Source organism: Flavobacterium sp. LK-23 (assembly GCF_058135255.1).
The window spans coordinates 462830-478404 of record NZ_JBYUVT010000001.1 but is presented as its reverse complement, the minus strand read 5'-3'; the positions used below and the strand labels follow the sequence as shown (position 1 = coordinate 478404).

The window sequence follows — 15575 nt, the reverse complement described above, 5'->3', positions numbered from 1 at the left end:
TTTTTGCAACTCATATTAAACGTCCTTTTAAGATGGAAAAGCAGGAATTTATTTTTTATAACACCGTTGATGGAAAATCTAATGTAGCTCTTTTTGCAAAAGATGGTGATGTTTGGATGAGCCAAAACCAATTGGCAGAACTTTTTGACACCTCTAAGCAAAATATTAGTCTGCATATTCTAAATATCTTAAAAGAGAACGAGTTAGATGAAAATTCAGTTGTCAAGGATTACTTGACAACTGCCTCTGATGGCAAAAAATATAATGTTGTATTTTATTCTTTACCTATGATTTTGGCAATTGGTTTTAGAGTGCGAAGTATAAGAGGTACACAGTTTAGACAATGGGCAAATCAAAATCTGCAAGAATATATGATTAAGGGGTTTGTAATGGATGACGAACGTCTTAAAAACCCAAGCGGAAGAACAGATTATTTTGATGAATTACTCGAACGAATTAGGGATATTCGTGCTTCTGAAAAAAGATTCTATCAAAAAGTTCGAGATCTTTTTGCTTTGAGTAGCGATTATGATGCTACAGACAAAGCTACTCAAATGTTTTTTGCAGATACGCAAAATAAATTGCTTTACGCTATTACAGGAAAAACAGCCGCAGAATTAATTGTTTCTCGTGCCAATGCAGATGTTCCAAATATGGCACTTACAAGTTGGAAAGGTGGTATTGTGCGAAAACAGGATATTTATATAGCAAAAAATTATCTTACTAGTGATGAGATTGATTTGCTAAATCGATTTGTAGTAGTGTTTCTTGAAACGGCAGAATTACGAGCAAAGAATGCACAAGATATTACAATGAATTTTTGGAAAACAAATGTTGATCGAATTATAGAGTTTAATGACAAAGAAGTTTTAACTCATAAAGGAAAAGTGACGCATTTACAAATGGAAGAAAAAGTTGATGCGATTTATGAAGAATTTAATAAGCAGCGTAAACAACTTGATGCCCAAAAGGCAGATGAACAGGATTTAGAAGAGTTGAAACAATTGGAAGATAAACTTACAAAGAAATCTAACTAATAATTTAGAAGAGATTTTCGAGTGGTTGACGGAGCAAGCCTGGAAAGTTTGTATATGGGTAACTGTATCGAGGGTTCGAATCCCTTCCTCTCTGCTGAAAAAATCCCGCAATTTCAATATTTGAAATTGCGGGATTTTTTGTTTTAAAACAGGTGTAAATACCTAGTTTACTTTTGTTAAATGTTTTTATATTGCTGTTAATGTTGAAGTTATTTTGAGTAGTTACGGAAAACCATAATGAAATTTGTTATAATTATTATATAATTGATGTCTCTAAGATGATTTTTCTTGTAATTCAATTTATAGCTAGAAAAACTCTTTTTAGAGATTTTTATTAACACAAAATCATAATTAAGCAAAATAAAAATAACATGAACAAACCAGAAAATGTAAGATTAGAAGTTTTTAGATTTAATTTAAACCCTAGAAGAAGTTATTCGGGAACAAACACTTTCCGTGATTTGTTTTTAAGGAAAACTTCAAGCCCTCCAGAAATTTCAAATGAGGATTTATTTACTACTTTTTTTAATTATTTTATTACAGCTTTAGATACAGACTATAAAATAGTTAGAAACAAGGCGTTTACTTTAATAAATGGTAATGGTGAAACAAATTTTCAATCAGAAAATACAATTATGTATGGAGTTTTAGAAGGAGGACCGCTAGGGGAAGGGAAAACAAGAAGAACATTGACGAATAAAACTGAAGGTAATTCTTTAGATGGAAATGTTATTAACGATAAATATTTTTTTTACATCTATACTCCTTTAAATAGTAGTAATGGGTATATTATGTTTCAAATTTATCAGCAAGATAGCATTAGATTCGAATTTTTTAATTTTTTGTTTAATGATATATTTAAACACGTTCCGGATTATAACATGCCTGATTATGATCCTTTTATTCCGCAAAGCATTAGAGATGAATTTAAAAGTGGAGCCAAAATTAAAGAATTGAAATTTTCTGAAACTATGCTTTCAAATCAAATTGAAGATTCAGCAAGCTTTAGATCACTAAATGAAAGTTATAAAATTGAGGTCAAAGTTACTCCAGTTAGGGGGAATGTTAGATTTTCATTATTAGAAACATTAGTCCCTCCATTTGTTGCTAAGGCATTTAATGGAATTACACTTAATAATTTCGATAACAAAAAAGTTGTTTTACAAAATGCAACTAGCAAAAAAAGAGCGACATTTGAAATGGACGGTGCAGGTGATATAATGCCGAGGATATATCTGAAAGACAGAATCGAAATAAGTAGTTTTGGAGTTCCAAACTTTGAACAGCTAAAATCTTACTGCGATACGATCTTAGATGGACTATTAGAACAACAACCAACGGTAAGAGAAGTATAAAAGATGATATTTTTAAATGTAAAAAAAATATATACTAACGCAAAAAAATCTCTATATACAGATATAAATGGTAAAGAAGATAGATGGAATATTCCGTATTTATTTATTAATTATATAGTACCAATAATAAGTTGCGTTATTGTATACATAAATAGAGAGAAGCTTTTGGATGATCCTAAAGTTATAGCGACATTGTTATCACTTTTTTCAGGATTAATGTTTGGTGTACTTATCAAAATTCCAGACAAGTTTAAAGATCTAGAACCTAAAAAATTTGAAAGTATAGATGAGGAGACTAAGAGAAAACAAGTGAAAAATTATCTTAAGCTTTTTATGTATTCCTTGTCTTATTCAATACTTGTTGCTCTTTTTTCAATTTTTTTTACTTTATTAAATTCTTTTTTTCCAAGTTTAGTAGGTTGTGATTTAAATCAGTTTTATCTAGTAAAAGATTTAGAAAAGATAAATTGGTTGCGAACATTCGAGTTTTTAATAATTGTTACGTATAGATTTTTACTAGTAAGTTTCTTATTCAATTTTGTTTTTTATATTTTTAAAGCAGTAGTTAATTTATATGAGTTTATGCTTTATGAATTCAGTAAAATAAAATAGAGGCTTATCGAGAAAAAGCAATTTTGATACAAATCAAAGAAAAAAGAGATCTCAAATTTTCAAGATCTCTTTTCTGCAATTATATTTTATAAAACAATTTTACTTCCCTTTCAACAACTTCTCCAAATACTCATTTTTATCCTTTTCAGATTGCAATAAACGTTCGTAAAGTTTTTTGTTTTCCTCATAAACTTCAACCAATTTATCTAAAGGATTGAATGTACAGTGATTTGCATGAATGGCACCAGAATTAGAACTATTATCGTAAAAATTGGCAAAATAGTTAATCATATTTTCTTCCGTAAAATTTTGAATTGCTTCAACACTTACACCAAGAGCTTTTGCGACAGCTTTCAGTTTTTCGTCGTCTATAGTTTCGCTGTTTTCCATAGCAGAAACCGCCTGCTGATTTGTTCCTAAAGCTTGTGCCAAAGCTTCTTGCTTCATGTCTTTCAGCTCACGAATTCGGCTGATTTTTCTTCCTATATGACTTGGTCTTGTTGTTGTGCTCATACTTCAAAGGTATTTAAAATTTTTTAGAGAAAAATAGATTTCAGTAAAAAACAGGCTATATTTTGTAAGATACGGTTTATAATTATTTTCGAAAAGCCAAATTTATGAAAAAGAAAACGTCTAATCTAGCCCCGATAGAAGCGATATCCTTTTGTGTTGGGGTTCAACACAAAAGATAAAGCGGATAGCGGGACTAAACGTGATTTTGAAAATGAGTTTTTCTGCTTCTAAAAATTAAAAATTCTTAATCTTGCAGTGCTATTTTAACCTTCGGCATCATCTTATCGACAAACATTCTATAAGCGGCTTCTGAAGGATGCAAACCATCTGAAGCAACCAAAATTGGATTGTTAAGTCCTTCGCGCGTGATTTCTGTAATCGATACAAAGGCAATTTGATTGGTGTTGCAATATTTCTCTGCAAAAGAATTGTATTGGTTAATTTCTGTTGAAATTGTACCGCTTTGATTTCCTGCAAGAGCTTGTCCGTATGGAGTATACGCGTAGTCTGGAATAGAAATAACGACAACATTTTTTCTGTCGCCTTTGGCTAGCATAATGGCTTTGTTGACTAATTCTGGGAATTCTTTTTCGTAAATAGAAAAACTTCTATGCTGAAATTGATTATTAACACCAATTAAAAGTGTTACGAGATCATAATTGGATTCTGGATTTTGAGAATCAATGGACGAAATTAAATTGGATGTTGTCCAGCCTGTTGTAGCGATTATTTTAAGAGAAATGCTACTAGAGTACATGGCGTTTAAACTCGCCTTTAATTGCTCAGGAAAACGGCATGTAGCGCACACGCTTTGACCAATGGTATAACTATCGCCTAAAGCTAAATAATTTACTTTGCTGGCAATTGGTGGTTCTGTGGTTTTGGGTGGAGTTACAGCTGGTGGAGAAGTTGTGGGAGTAGTTTCGTCTGAACTGCAGCTCAAAAGAAATACTGAAAGTATAATAATAACTATTTGTTTAAAATGTGGTTTCATAATTTGTTCCAATTAGATTCTAGTCGCTTTAAACAAATAGTTACGTTAAATGACTGGTTACGGTTTTGTGGCTTCTTTGTAAATATTTCTTTCCATAGTAATGTGAAGTCTTTCAAACATTTCAAAAATATTAAAACTTTCTTTTTTATAGTAAGCTTGTACAGCTTCTTTGGCGCTTTTCAAGACCGTTTCATTTTCCCAAACGGCAATTGTAATGTAAATTAAATTGCCTTTTTCATCAACGCGTTCGTAAGCATTGTCATTTACAAATCCGTTTAAATGTTTTATAAAGTTTCGGTTGATTTGCAATCGTTCTAAAAATTCTTGTTTTGATTTCTCGGGAACAATAAATTTATCGATAAAAATTTGCTGCATGGTTTCTGATTTTTTAGGTTCAATTTCTGAATTGATTGTTGTTGATTGAGCATTTGTTCTATAGCTGAATAATGTCAAAAAGACAATTCCGATTAAAAGATTTGTTTTCATAATTCTTGTTTTTATTGAGGTAAAATTCAGAATTACGAAGCTCTAATCATTGTAAAAAATCATTGATTTACCAAAATGAAGGAAAGTTGAAAAACTCTGTTGGAGTTTGTCCTGTAAACAATTTGAAGTCTTTATTGAAGTGAGGCTGGTCAAAATAACCCGCATCAAAAGCCAGATCGATAAGGTTTTGGTTTTTTTGTTTGTGATCGATAATTGATTTTATACGAACAACATAACAAAATTGTTTTGGAGTTGATCCAATTGTTTTTCGGAATCTTTTCTCAAAAGCATCTTGACTGATAAAAAGTGCATTGGCAAGTTCTTTTATTTTAATGATGCCTTTTTTAGATTGTATGATATTAATGGCAGCCGAGATTAAATCGTCTGGTTTATAATTGTGGAGTCTTGATAAAAGAAACTGTTCTATAATTGCAATTTTTTGATTGTTGGTTTTTGCTTCGGCTAAAAGTTCTTCAATAATGGCAATTTTTTGCCGTGGAATAAAGTTGTCGAGCGAAACACTTTCTTCAAATAATTCATGAAGCGGTTCTTTAAAAAAAGCTTTAGCACCAGCTTCTTTAAACTGAACGACAAGAGTTGCCGTATCTTTTGCATAATTAATTAATCGTACAGATTTGCGAATACCCGAAATTGTAGAAAGGGGTAATTTATCATGCCGATTTTCTTGAATATAATTAACGTCGCCTTTGCAGCGAAAAGCAATTGCTAGCGAAGTGCTGGGCAAAACCCTGTTTGTCAATTCGTCTTCGCTTTCAATAATTCTGTAAGTTTTGACAAAAGGCTTTAATTGTTCTGTTGGAATGAAATCGATAATTTTCATTTGAAAGTGTTTTCAACAGTTTGAATGTCAAAGGTATGAAAAACAAAATTCCAATAACTTATCTGTTGTTAAAACAGTTTCAGTTATTGGAATTTTTTAGAGAAGAGTTACGTTAAATAACTTATTTTATTTTTAAACCATTTCGGTTTTCATCACGATTTCTTCTTCGATGGCGTTCCAAAGTGCGATACGTCTTTCTAGGGCAAGAATTGAAACTTCTTCAACTTCTTTCCATTTTTGAGCATCTTCTTCACATAATTCTGTAATCATTTGCATTGCCATTGGTCCATGCTCGTCGGCATCCAATTCGATATGTCTTTCAAAATAGTAAAGCAATTTTGTTAGATCTGTATCGGGAAGGTTTTTCTGGAAATTTTTCAAAATCTGAGTAAACATACTCGGAATCAAATCTTCTCTTCCAAAGGTAAATGCAGCGGCAATTTCGTGTGGTTTTCCTTCTTCGATAACTCTAAAAGTAAAATCAAGGAAAGATTTTACATTTGGATGTAATGAACTTTGTTTGATGGCAACAAATATATTTTGAAGAGAATGTACATCTGATAAAAAGTTTAAAACTCCAGTTGTATTGGCTCCACAAGCTTCCATTGCTTCCAGATACATTTCGTAGTGGCTTTGTCTTCTTCCGTCAATTGTCAAATCGGTTTCTTCTGCAAGAACAATTTCGTTAATTAAATAACGAGTTTCTGGGTTTTTAGTTGCAAACCAAGGTGTTGTTGTGCAAGTAAGTTTGGCCTGCAATGCTTTTAAAAGTGACATAAAATCCCAAACAGCATAAACGTGTGTTTCTAGAAAGCTGTGTAAGTCATCTATGTTTTGAATCTTATTGTATAAAGAATGATGTAATAGTTGGTCTTTTTGTGTTTGTATGCTTTTGTTTATCGTTTCGATATTCATTTTAAAAAAATTTTAATGCAAAGATAAAAAGCTTCTCTGTTAGAAGAAGCTTTTTAAGATTGATTTTGTATATATTTTAATAATTATCAATTATTTAAACGCAGGGATTCCAGTTACATCCATTCCAGTTATTAATAAATGTATATCGTGAGTTCCTTCGTACGTAATCACACTTTCAAGGTTCATCATGTGGCGCATAATAGAGTATTCCCCTGTGATTCCCATGCCTCCAAGCATTTGTCTTGCTTCGCGCGCAATGGTAATTGCCATGTTTACGTTGTTGCGTTTTGCCATAGAAATCTGCGCAGTTGTAGCTTTTCCTTCGTTTCTTAAAACACCTAAACGCCAAGTTAATAATTGTGCTTTTGTGATTTCGGTAATCATTTCGGCCAATTTTTTTTGCTGTAATTGAGTTCCTCCAATTGGTTTTCCGAATTGGATTCTCTCTTTTGCATATCTTAAAGCAGTGTCATAGCAGTCCATTGCGGCGCCAATTGCTCCCCATGCGATTCCGTAACGAGCAGAATCTAAACAGCCAAGCGGTGCGCCCAAACCAGACTTATTTGGTAAAAGGTTTTCTTTTGGAACTTTTACGTTATCAAAAATAAGCTCACCTGTTGCAGATGCACGAAGCGACCATTTATTGTGCGTTTCTGGAGTCGAAAAACCTTCCATACCACGTTCTACAATTAATCCGTGAATACGGCCTTCTTCATTTTTAGCCCAAACAATAGCAATGTCTGCAAACGGAGCATTTGAGATCCACATTTTGGCACCATTTAAAAGATAATGATCACCCATATCTTTAAAATTGGTAATCATACTTCCTGGATCTGAACCATGATCGGGTTCTGTTAAACCAAAACAGCCAATAAATTCTCCTGTAGCTAGTTTTGGCAGGTATTTCATTCTTTGTTCTTCATTTCCGTATTTCCATATAGGATACATGACCAAAGAAGATTGTACAGATGAGGTCGATCTTACGCCAGAATCGCCTCTTTCAATTTCCTGCATAATCAAACCATAAGAAATTTGATCTAGTCCTGCACCTCCATATTCTACAGGAATATAAGGACCGAAACCACCAATTTCGCCAAGACCTTTTATAATTTGTTTAGGAAATTCAGCTTTTTGAGCATATTCTTCTATAATAGGAGAAACTTCTCTTTTAACCCACGCACGTGCAGATTCGCGAACTAATTTGTGTTCGTCTGTTAGTAAATCGTCTAAGTTATAGTAATCTGGAGATTGAAATAGGTCTGGTTTCATGTTATTTAATTTTAGCAAAGCAAATTTACATAATAAAAATATAACAAATAGATATAAAATTGTTATATTTTTTTATGGTAAAAATAAAATTAATAGGAATTTGGCAAATAAATTGTAGTTTATTGATAATTTATAGACTATTTTTGAATTCCAAAAACAAACTTAATGAGGCTGATCATCTCTTTTTTCTTTTTATTACTAACACTTTTCAGTGTAGCGGCTCAAAACAATGGAGAGCTTACAGAAGAAAAGTACTTAGAATTACAGGATAAAATCCGCTTTAGTGTTAATGGAGATAATGATGAAGGCTTAGGCTATGTTAATCAGATGCTTAAGTCTAAAAATGACATGCACAAAGCTTTTGCTTATGGGGCAGGTTCGTATTTGTATCAGTTAAAAGGAAATGCTGATAAGTCTGATAAAATGTATGCAGAAGCGATAAAGCAATTAAGCAAGATTCCTGAGTCAAATGAAAAAACAAAACTGCAAGCCTATCTGTGTAACTATAGAGGTCTTACTTATTGGAAAAGATCTAATTATGGTAAGGCTCTAGGCAGCTATCAGGAAGGAGTTAAGCTTTCTTCTAAAATAAATGATGTTGTTCAAATTGTAAAATTCAAAGCCAATATTGCTTTGCTTAATGAAAGTGTTGGCAACTATCAGTTATCTATAAAAATCTTAAAACAAAATGAAGCATTCTTAGACAAGAATGAGAGTCTATACGAAAAAGATCAGTTTCAAAATTCTAAAAGTAACACGTATACCAATCTCGGAAATTCTTATGAAGGATATTATTCTAAAAATCGTCAAAAAAGCTATTTATTAGATTCTGCTGAATATTATTATAAAAAAAGTGTAGCGTATTCAGATAAATTTATTGATAACAAGACTACTGCTAAACTTAGTTTAGGTAATATTTATGTGTTTAAAAAGGACTTTACCAACGCCGAAAAAATTTATTACGATATCTCTTTTTATGCAAAACAAGTGGATAATGAATCTCTATATCAAGTTGCTTGTTTTAATTTAGGAGACCTTTATTATTCTATTAAAAAATATGATAGAGCGCTTATATTTTTAAAAAAGGTAGATTCTATTAGTCAAAAAAATAAAAAGGTCGACATTAGTTTTTTTAGGTCTAATTATATACAGGCTAAGATTTACAGTATTAAAAATGAACCTGAGCTAGCCTACAAGCACTCTAAGCTATACTTGGATTCTTACGAAAAATATGAAGGTAATCTAAGAGATGAAGCATTAGAGGTTAACTATAAATTGGGTACGGCAGATCTTAGTGGAGAAATGCTTAGCGTTCAGGAGAAGTATAAATATGAAGTGTTTTGGAATAAAGCATTGAAAATATTTTATGTTATTCTCGTAATTGGAATTGTGTTTTTTCTCATAAAAAATATTAGGGATAAAAATAAAGCGCAAAAGAAAATGAACGCTTTAATTGAAGAGTTCAAAGCTAATCTGGAAAGGAAAGAACTTGAAAAAACAGAAACTGAGCAAGTTGCAGCCGAAGCAATAGTAACAGAAATTCTAGAAGTAGAGGATGTTGCCTTGAAAAAAGAAAATGCTAATTTGAGTATCGACGAAGCCAAAGAAAATAAAATAGTTGAAAAACTATTGCTTTTGGAAGAAAAGCTAGAATACTTAAATGCCGATTTTACGCTTTCGTATGCTGCAAAAAAAATAAAGACCAATACTACTTATTTGTCTTATGTAGTGAATAAAAGATTTGGAAAATCTTTTAGTGAATATTCTAATGAATTGAAAATTAACTATGTTATCAATCAGATGATTACAAACCATTTGTATCGAAAATATTCGACACAGGCAATTGCAGAAAGTGTTGGTTTTAAAAATGCCGTATCTTTTGCAAAATCATTTCGCAAAAGAACTGGAGTGTCTCCAGCTCAGTTTGCGAATAATATTTAATTTCATATGATATAACTTTTTTAATTGTTTCCATTTCCGCCAGTTTTCTTAGGCTCGTTTGGATCAATAGTTGGATCGTCACCTCCTCCTTTAATTGTTTTTTGCTCTTTTCTAGAGATTGTTTCTAATTGAAAATTTTCGAATGTTAATTTGTTATTTTTCATGACTTTATTTTTTGGATTAGTTTTTAAAAGAGTTTTTTCTATTGTTTATGGATTCCCGTTTCCGCCAGTTTTTCTAGGCTCGTTTTGATTATTTGGGTCAATAACTGGATCGTCACCTCCTTTAATTGTTTTTAGCTCTTTTCTAGAGATTGTTTCTAATTGAAATTTTTCGAATGTTAATTTGCTATTTTTCATGACTTTATTTTTTTGGATTAGTTTTTAAAGTGTTTTTTTTTCTATTGTTTATGGATTCCCGTTTCCGCCAGTTTTTTTAGGCTCGTTTTGATCATTAGGGTCTATATTTCCCCCTCTAATTATTTTTTTTTCTTCTTTAGAAAGTTTGTCTATTTGAAAATCGTTGAATGTTAATTTTGAATTTTTCATGTTATTGATATTTGTATTATTAAAAATTAGTACTATAAATCTTTCATAAATATTTTTTGGCAGTCATATCAGATGCGATAAAAAACAGCGCTAAAAATTGAGTATGTAAAGTTTTTTGGGTTTATTTTTTGGTCTTTAAAAGCAGTAGAAAAAAGATTTATTTATAAGTTAATTCCGATTTTTTAAAATTGTTTTTCTTTGCTTTTTTGGGAGTGTTTTTTGTTCTTTTGGAGGATCAATTATGGACTAAAATTGGTCTTTTTTTACATCCTCTTTTTATGATTTTTTTCTTGTAAAATCACCTCTTTTTTAGGGCCTATTTTTCATGTTTATTAATGTTTAGATTATTACTTATCCAAAACTAGATAAAAAGCGAAACCGTTAATCGAAAATGGGCTTTTGAAGCTTTTTGATAAATAAATATACATTTAAAACCTTGTATTTCAATACTTTGTAGTGGTTACTATACTTGGTATAATTTATAAATTGTATGTGGTATAATTAATAAAATGTATGTGTTCATGCGATTTTAATCAATAAAAACCCCAATCTTTGCAGTGTAATTATGATTTAAAAACGATCCAAAACGATGTTAAAGCTGGTCCAAAAATTTCTGCAAATCAATCGCTACTCAGATATCAAAAATGAGTTTAAGGATCTGTTTTTGTCACATCCAAATTATCCGAGTTTGTTTGCCATTACAGACTCGTTTGATTTGCTTTCTGTGGAGAACGCAGCAGTGAGAGTTTCGAAAGAGCAGATTGAAGATTTGCCTTCAAACTTTTTGGCTTATTTTAAAGACGAATTAATACTGGTAGAAAAAATTAAAAGCGGGGTTAGAATCACAACCACAAAAAAAGGAACTCAAAAATTATCTTATGATAAATTTCTTTTAGACTGGAATGGTGTAATTGTAGCCATTGAACCAAACAATGTAGTAGCAAGAGATAATCTTAAAATAGAATACAATTGGTTGAAATATTTTCTGCCTCTTGCCCTAGTAGCTGGATTATCTTTCTTTTTTAATCGTTTTGATTGGTTTAGCGCTTCCTTTTTGGTAACATCGGTATTAGGTTTTGTCGTAAGCATATTTATTGTACAGGAGAAATGGGGAGTTAAAAACACCGTAATTTCTAAATTCTGTAATTTAAGTTCAAATACTTCTTGCCACTCTGTAATAAGTTTCAATGATGATATTGCAAATAGATGGTTGAGTTTCTCAGATTTGCCATTGCTTTTCTTTGGATCAAGCATCATTGCCATATTAGTTCAGCCTTTAAGTTCGGCTATTTTTATTGGATTCTTAAGTCTATTAGCCATTCCAATAATAGTTTGTTCTATCTGGATTCAGAAATTTGAGATTCAAAAATGGTGTATAATGTGTTTAGCAATATCATTTTTAATCTTAGTTCAAAGTATAGTTTGGTTTTCGTCAGATCTTTTTACGTTGAGTTTTAGTTTTAATGCCATTTTTCCTTATGTATTTTCGTTACTGCTTTTAATTCCGATCTGGGCGACAGTTAAGGTGATGATTAAAAAAATGCTTGATAATGAGAATTCTTTAAAAGAGCTTAAGAAATTTAAAAGAAATTATTCACTATTAAATTTCTTGTCTAAAAAAGTAAAATATACAAAAGGATTTGAAGATTTAAGAGGCTTGACTTTTGGTAATAAAAATGCAGGAGTTAGACTTTCTGTCATTCTTAGTCCAAGTTGTGGACATTGTTATAAAACTTTTCAAGAAGCTTTTGATTTAGTATTGAAGTTTCCAGATAAAATATTTTTGAATGTTCTTTTTAATATTAACCCCGAAAACAACGATAATCCTTATAAAGCAGTTGTAGAAAGACTATTAACAATTAATAGAACAACGCCAGGAAAAACAGTTGAAGCAATCTCAGATTGGTATATCAAGAGAATGGTTCATAAAAAATGGCTTAAAAAATGGAATGTTGATTCTGTAAGCATGATGATAAATCAGGAAATTCAGAAACAATATGATTGGTGCTCTATGAACAATTTTAATTATACACCTATTAAAATTGTCAATGAAAGGCTGTTTCCAAATGAATATGAATTGAATGAATTGAAATATTTCTTAAATGATTTTGTTGAGGAAGTTCAAGTTTTAGAGAAGACAGCATAAAAAAAACAGAAATTTCGACTGTTCAAATAGAAAATGTTAATCCCCGATTTAAAACCTGCAGTTATGTTAAAGAATATTTTGAAATTGAAAGGTGCGGTAGAATTGACTGCAAATGAGCTAAAAACAATGAACGGAGATCATGCTCCTATTTGTGAAGATGGATTTAAAGCGAAAAGATGTACAGAATTTGGAACGGTGCCAGCACATTGGAACTGCATACCAAATAGTTATGTTGGAAGCTGTTAAGGAAAATATTAAGCATCAAGTTATTAAGGATTTGAGGCTTAAACTCAAAAATGTAAATAACCAGTTATGTTAGAAAAAATTTTAAAAAGCAAAGAAACAAGAAAGCTGACAAAAAAAGAGCAGAAAAGCATTTTAGGAAGTGAGTATTCACAAGAACTGAATTGCAATGATACTGCTGTCGAGAAATATTATGCTTGCTAATTTTAATGTTTAGATAGTAACAATCAAGCACTGTTATTATATAAAAAAGGTATTAAATATGTTAAAGAAGATCTTAAAACTCGAAGGTGCTCACTACATTAACAAAAGTGTACAGAAGACCATGAAAGGAGGAATTCCAGATTGTTGGGTTTATGCTTTGGAAGCAGGATGCATTTTAATACCGTTAGGCGAAACTTGTCCGCTAAATACATCATCGGGTATTTGTGATACAAGCCGTCTTTGTTGTTGATTTTTAACTTTTTTAAAAGTAATACGATATAGCCTTATTTAGAATTTAGTCATGTTTTTTTTGAATGTATAGGCGCTCGATCGTGGAACATTGAGCAAATTCTCAGTATTGATGATTGGTACTGAGATTCTTAGGAGTTGGTCGCTGTGTTAATTTTATTTGGTTAGGGTAACCGCGACCATGTCCTAAAGAAATTGTGTTGCTAAAAATTTGTTTTTAAATACGAAACAGAGAAGATCATATCTTCTCTGTTTTTTTATGTTAAAATTCTAATATTGCAATTATGTAAGTTTAAAAGTATTATATTTATAATAACAGTAGGTTTAATCTTAAAATTATGAATTTGATCGCGAGCAAATCATAAAATTTTAAAATTATTCCTGCAGATTATTTCTTAACTATAACATTTTTAAATTATGAAAAATTTACAAAAATTTGGTAAAGCTTTAAGCAAAGCTGAAATGAAAAGTATTAATGGCGGATTTTCTTGCTCTTGCAATGGTCGTTATCTAGGAGAGTATTCTTCTGCGAGCGCATGTTGTTCTGCTTGCAATGTAAGTTGCTAAATTGCAGAGTAGGGTAAGGAGGCAACTCCTTACTCTTTATAAAACCTTTTTTTAACCAGCAATAAAGCCTCTAGAATTACCTCAAATTATTATGATTATAAGTATTTATAAATATCAACAAAGACTCCTAGTTTTGCTTCTTGTGCTATTTTTTAATCAGGAAGCTTTTTCGCAAAATAGTGCAGTTATTCTAGGCAAAGGTTTTGATAAACAAAATGGCAAACTTCTTAAAGTAGCAAAACCAATTGGAAATTATCCTAAAAGTTTTTATAAAAAAAATAGCGACGATATAAAAGTTGAAAATGGGCAATTTGTAAAAGAATTAGAATTAGATTCTAACGGCTTTGTTACCATTTATGAGGATCCGTATATGTTTGGAAGCTTTTCTTTTTTTGTAGAGAAAGGAGATTCCATAATAATAGAACAAAAGAAAGATAGAATTGAAATAAGTGGGAATAATTCAGCTTTTAATAATCTTTATACAAATAATTCATATTTAAAAGTAAGTCCAGATGGTGTTTTTGATGTTTTGACAGTTTTAAAAAAGTACAAAAATGCTGATGATGTTATTAAAAATATAGATATTCAAAAACAAAAAATATTTAATTTTTACCAAGCTTTACACAAAGAGAAAAAAATTAGTGCGAACTGTTTGAAAGCAGTTAATGCTGAAATAGATGGGCGAATTAATTTTTTTGCGGGTAATTATTCAGAAAACGGAAGAAGCGAGGAAACGAGAAAAAAACTAGGATTAGCATTTGATACTAAAGAAGCTCAAAAATTAGTTGAGTTTTATAATTCAAAATATTCTGTATTTAGCGAAAATAGTTTGTATAGTACCATATTGGATCAAAACCTCTATATGACGGGTTGGAATATGGAAGCACAGGCCAAAAAGACAAATAAAAAAGTCAATAGGTTTTGGAATCAATTTGATGAGCTATTTAAAAGTTGCAGATCAAATTTTGGTGTAATTGATTTTGTAGAGCCCGAACAATACAAAGAAATATATATTGCAAGTTGTATTTTTGAGTCAATACGATTCAATTGTGTAAAAAATAAAAAAGACTTAATAGCTGTTTATAGGGCTTTTATAAAAAAATACCCTGAAAGCAATTATAATGCAATAATAGAGAATCTTCTTTTTGAAGATGATCTAAAGCAAAAGGAGAATAATAATTCTCCAATAGGAAGTTTAAGTTCGTATGACGCAGCTGTTGGGTTGTCGATTTCAAATAGCCGTATTGATGTAAAGAAATCCTTTGAGGAGGCAATTGCTGAAAAATATCCAAATCAAAATTTGTTCATTGATTTTTGGGCAACATATTGCTCTCCATGTATCAAGCAATTTGAATATAATGACGAATTGCATGTGTTTTTAAACAAGCAGGATATCAAAACGATTTATGTGACTATTGATAACGAAGCAAGTGTCGATTTATGGAAGAAAATGATTAGCGATTACAGTTTAGTTGGGTATCATCTTTTTGCAAGCGAGGTTTATAGAAATGAAAAAATAATGAAAGAAGTTATCGATTATGTGCCTCATTATTTTGTTTATAATTACAAAACAAAAAAAATAACTTTAGTTGAAGGTTATCCAAGTGAGAAACAAAAATTTTATGATAAAATAACGGCTTCCCTTATTAAATAAA

18 protein-coding genes and 1 tRNA gene are annotated in these 15575 nt (G+C 30.8%); 10 read left to right on the top strand and 9 right to left on the bottom strand.

The window, feature by feature from the left end; genetic code table 11:
• Window positions 1–32: 32 nt before the first annotated feature.
• The 4 genes from AC3Y25_RS02010 to AC3Y25_RS01995 all read left to right on the top strand — a co-directional run bounded on the left by AC3Y25_RS02010 (window position 33) and on the right by AC3Y25_RS01995 (window position 3004).
• Window positions 33–1037, top strand: a complete 1005-nt coding sequence (locus tag AC3Y25_RS02010) for a virulence RhuM family protein (protein WP_379794909.1) — start codon at window positions 33–35, stop codon at window positions 1035–1037.
• Between the two features lie 7 nt (window positions 1038–1044).
• Window positions 1045–1131: transfer RNA gene (locus tag AC3Y25_RS02005), tRNA-Ser, on the top strand.
• A 277-nt stretch (window positions 1132–1408) separates the two neighbouring features.
• Window positions 1409–2392 carry a hypothetical protein gene (locus AC3Y25_RS02000; RefSeq protein WP_489901572.1) on the top strand — a complete coding sequence of 328 codons (984 nt, stop codon included), beginning with the start codon at window positions 1409–1411 and terminating at the stop codon, window positions 2390–2392.
• Window positions 2393–2395: 3 nt separating this feature from the next.
• The gene (locus AC3Y25_RS01995) at window positions 2396–3004 is read left to right on the top strand and encodes a hypothetical protein (protein WP_489901571.1); all 609 of its coding nucleotides are present in this window, start codon (window positions 2396–2398) and stop codon (window positions 3002–3004) included.
• A gap of 99 nt (window positions 3005–3103) precedes the next feature.
• On the opposite strand, the gene AC3Y25_RS01990 is transcribed toward AC3Y25_RS01995, so the two are convergent.
• The 6 genes from AC3Y25_RS01990 to AC3Y25_RS01965 form a co-directional block, all read right to left on the bottom strand.
• Window positions 3104–3517, bottom strand: coding sequence for a helix-turn-helix domain-containing protein (locus AC3Y25_RS01990; protein ID WP_489901570.1), 414 nt, complete (start codon window positions 3515–3517; stop codon window positions 3104–3106).
• A 244-nt stretch (window positions 3518–3761) separates the two neighbouring features.
• On the bottom strand, window positions 3762–4511 hold the full coding sequence (locus AC3Y25_RS01985; RefSeq protein ID WP_489901569.1) for an SGNH/GDSL hydrolase family protein: 750 nt from the start codon (window positions 4509–4511) through the stop codon (window positions 3762–3764).
• Between the two features lie 57 nt (window positions 4512–4568).
• Entirely contained in the window at window positions 4569–4997 is a 429-nt protein-coding gene (locus AC3Y25_RS01980; protein WP_489901568.1) for a hypothetical protein, read from the bottom strand.
• A 67-nt stretch (window positions 4998–5064) separates the two neighbouring features.
• Window positions 5065–5838 carry an AraC family transcriptional regulator gene (locus AC3Y25_RS01975; RefSeq protein ID WP_489901567.1) on the bottom strand — a complete coding sequence of 258 codons (774 nt, stop codon included), beginning with the start codon at window positions 5836–5838 and terminating at the stop codon, window positions 5065–5067.
• Window positions 5839–5970: 132 nt separating this feature from the next.
• On the bottom strand, window positions 5971–6753 hold the full coding sequence (locus AC3Y25_RS01970) for a DUF3050 domain-containing protein (protein WP_250834432.1): 783 nt from the start codon (window positions 6751–6753) through the stop codon (window positions 5971–5973).
• A 90-nt stretch (window positions 6754–6843) separates the two neighbouring features.
• Window positions 6844–8022 (bottom strand): acyl-CoA dehydrogenase family protein, encoded by a 1179-nt coding sequence (locus AC3Y25_RS01965; protein WP_248729059.1) that lies wholly within the window; start codon window positions 8020–8022, stop codon window positions 6844–6846.
• A gap of 165 nt (window positions 8023–8187) precedes the next feature.
• On the opposite strand from AC3Y25_RS01965, the gene AC3Y25_RS01960 reads away from it, so the two are divergent.
• Window positions 8188–9963, top strand: coding sequence for a helix-turn-helix domain-containing protein (locus tag AC3Y25_RS01960; protein ID WP_489901566.1), 1776 nt, complete (start codon window positions 8188–8190; stop codon window positions 9961–9963).
• A 20-nt stretch (window positions 9964–9983) separates the two neighbouring features.
• Here AC3Y25_RS01960 and AC3Y25_RS01955 read toward each other — a convergent pair whose 3' ends face one another.
• The 3 genes from AC3Y25_RS01955 to AC3Y25_RS01945 are packed head-to-tail and all read right to left on the bottom strand — an operon-like array spanning window position 9984 to window position 10511.
• The gene (locus AC3Y25_RS01955) at window positions 9984–10127 is read right to left on the bottom strand and encodes an rSAM-modified peptide (protein WP_379794904.1); all 144 of its coding nucleotides are present in this window, start codon (window positions 10125–10127) and stop codon (window positions 9984–9986) included.
• Window positions 10128–10172: 45 nt separating this feature from the next.
• The gene (locus AC3Y25_RS01950) at window positions 10173–10322 is read right to left on the bottom strand and encodes a TIGR04149 family rSAM-modified RiPP (protein ID WP_489901565.1); all 150 of its coding nucleotides are present in this window, start codon (window positions 10320–10322) and stop codon (window positions 10173–10175) included.
• Window positions 10323–10370: 48 nt separating this feature from the next.
• Complete coding sequence (locus AC3Y25_RS01945; RefSeq protein WP_427871697.1) at window positions 10371–10511, bottom strand: hypothetical protein; 141 nt, start codon at window positions 10509–10511, stop codon at window positions 10371–10373.
• 589 nt (window positions 10512–11100) lie between these two features.
• On the opposite strand from AC3Y25_RS01945, the gene AC3Y25_RS01940 reads away from it, so the two are divergent.
• The 5 genes from AC3Y25_RS01940 to AC3Y25_RS01920 all read left to right on the top strand — a co-directional run bounded on the left by AC3Y25_RS01940 (window position 11101) and on the right by AC3Y25_RS01920 (window position 15574).
• Entirely contained in the window at window positions 11101–12657 is a 1557-nt protein-coding gene (locus tag AC3Y25_RS01940; RefSeq protein ID WP_250834426.1) for a vitamin K epoxide reductase family protein, read from the top strand.
• A gap of 63 nt (window positions 12658–12720) precedes the next feature.
• Window positions 12721–12903, top strand: a complete 183-nt coding sequence (locus AC3Y25_RS01935) for a hypothetical protein (RefSeq protein ID WP_379794900.1) — start codon at window positions 12721–12723, stop codon at window positions 12901–12903.
• A 66-nt stretch (window positions 12904–12969) separates the two neighbouring features.
• Window positions 12970–13104: a hypothetical protein gene (locus AC3Y25_RS01930; RefSeq protein ID WP_284705076.1), complete on the top strand. Its 135-nt coding sequence runs from the start codon at window positions 12970–12972 to the stop codon at window positions 13102–13104.
• Window positions 13105–13162: 58 nt separating this feature from the next.
• Window positions 13163–13354, top strand: coding sequence for a hypothetical protein (locus AC3Y25_RS01925; RefSeq protein WP_489901564.1), 192 nt, complete (start codon window positions 13163–13165; stop codon window positions 13352–13354).
• A gap of 657 nt (window positions 13355–14011) precedes the next feature.
• Window positions 14012–15574 (top strand): TlpA family protein disulfide reductase, encoded by a 1563-nt coding sequence (locus AC3Y25_RS01920; protein ID WP_489901563.1) that lies wholly within the window; start codon window positions 14012–14014, stop codon window positions 15572–15574.
• Window position 15575 lies beyond the last annotated feature (1 nt).

Coding starts and splice junctions, on each gene's coding strand:
- AC3Y25_RS02010 (WP_379794909.1), top strand. CDS start 33: ATGGAAAAGCAGGAATTTATTTTTTATAACACCGTTGATGGAAAATCT.
- AC3Y25_RS02000 (WP_489901572.1), top strand. CDS start 1,409: ATGAACAAACCAGAAAATGTAAGATTAGAAGTTTTTAGATTTAATTTA.
- AC3Y25_RS01995 (WP_489901571.1), top strand. CDS start 2,396: ATGATATTTTTAAATGTAAAAAAAATATATACTAACGCAAAAAAATCT.
- AC3Y25_RS01990 (WP_489901570.1), bottom strand. CDS start 3,517: ATGAGCACAACAACAAGACCAAGTCATATAGGAAGAAAAATCAGCCGA.
- AC3Y25_RS01985 (WP_489901569.1), bottom strand. CDS start 4,511: ATGAAACCACATTTTAAACAAATAGTTATTATTATACTTTCAGTATTT.
- AC3Y25_RS01980 (WP_489901568.1), bottom strand. CDS start 4,997: ATGAAAACAAATCTTTTAATCGGAATTGTCTTTTTGACATTATTCAGC.
- AC3Y25_RS01975 (WP_489901567.1), bottom strand. CDS start 5,838: ATGAAAATTATCGATTTCATTCCAACAGAACAATTAAAGCCTTTTGTC.
- AC3Y25_RS01970 (WP_250834432.1), bottom strand. CDS start 6,753: ATGAATATCGAAACGATAAACAAAAGCATACAAACACAAAAAGACCAA.
- AC3Y25_RS01965 (WP_248729059.1), bottom strand. CDS start 8,022: ATGAAACCAGACCTATTTCAATCTCCAGATTACTATAACTTAGACGAT.
- AC3Y25_RS01960 (WP_489901566.1), top strand. CDS start 8,188: ATGAGGCTGATCATCTCTTTTTTCTTTTTATTACTAACACTTTTCAGT.
- AC3Y25_RS01955 (WP_379794904.1), bottom strand. CDS start 10,127: ATGAAAAATAACAAATTAACATTCGAAAATTTTCAATTAGAAACAATC.
- AC3Y25_RS01950 (WP_489901565.1), bottom strand. CDS start 10,322: ATGAAAAATAGCAAATTAACATTCGAAAAATTTCAATTAGAAACAATC.
- AC3Y25_RS01945 (WP_427871697.1), bottom strand. CDS start 10,511: ATGAAAAATTCAAAATTAACATTCAACGATTTTCAAATAGACAAACTT.
- AC3Y25_RS01940 (WP_250834426.1), top strand. CDS start 11,101: ATGTTAAAGCTGGTCCAAAAATTTCTGCAAATCAATCGCTACTCAGAT.
- AC3Y25_RS01935 (WP_379794900.1), top strand. CDS start 12,721: ATGTTAAAGAATATTTTGAAATTGAAAGGTGCGGTAGAATTGACTGCA.
- AC3Y25_RS01930 (WP_284705076.1), top strand. CDS start 12,970: ATGTTAGAAAAAATTTTAAAAAGCAAAGAAACAAGAAAGCTGACAAAA.
- AC3Y25_RS01925 (WP_489901564.1), top strand. CDS start 13,163: ATGTTAAAGAAGATCTTAAAACTCGAAGGTGCTCACTACATTAACAAA.
- AC3Y25_RS01920 (WP_489901563.1), top strand. CDS start 14,012: ATGATTATAAGTATTTATAAATATCAACAAAGACTCCTAGTTTTGCTT.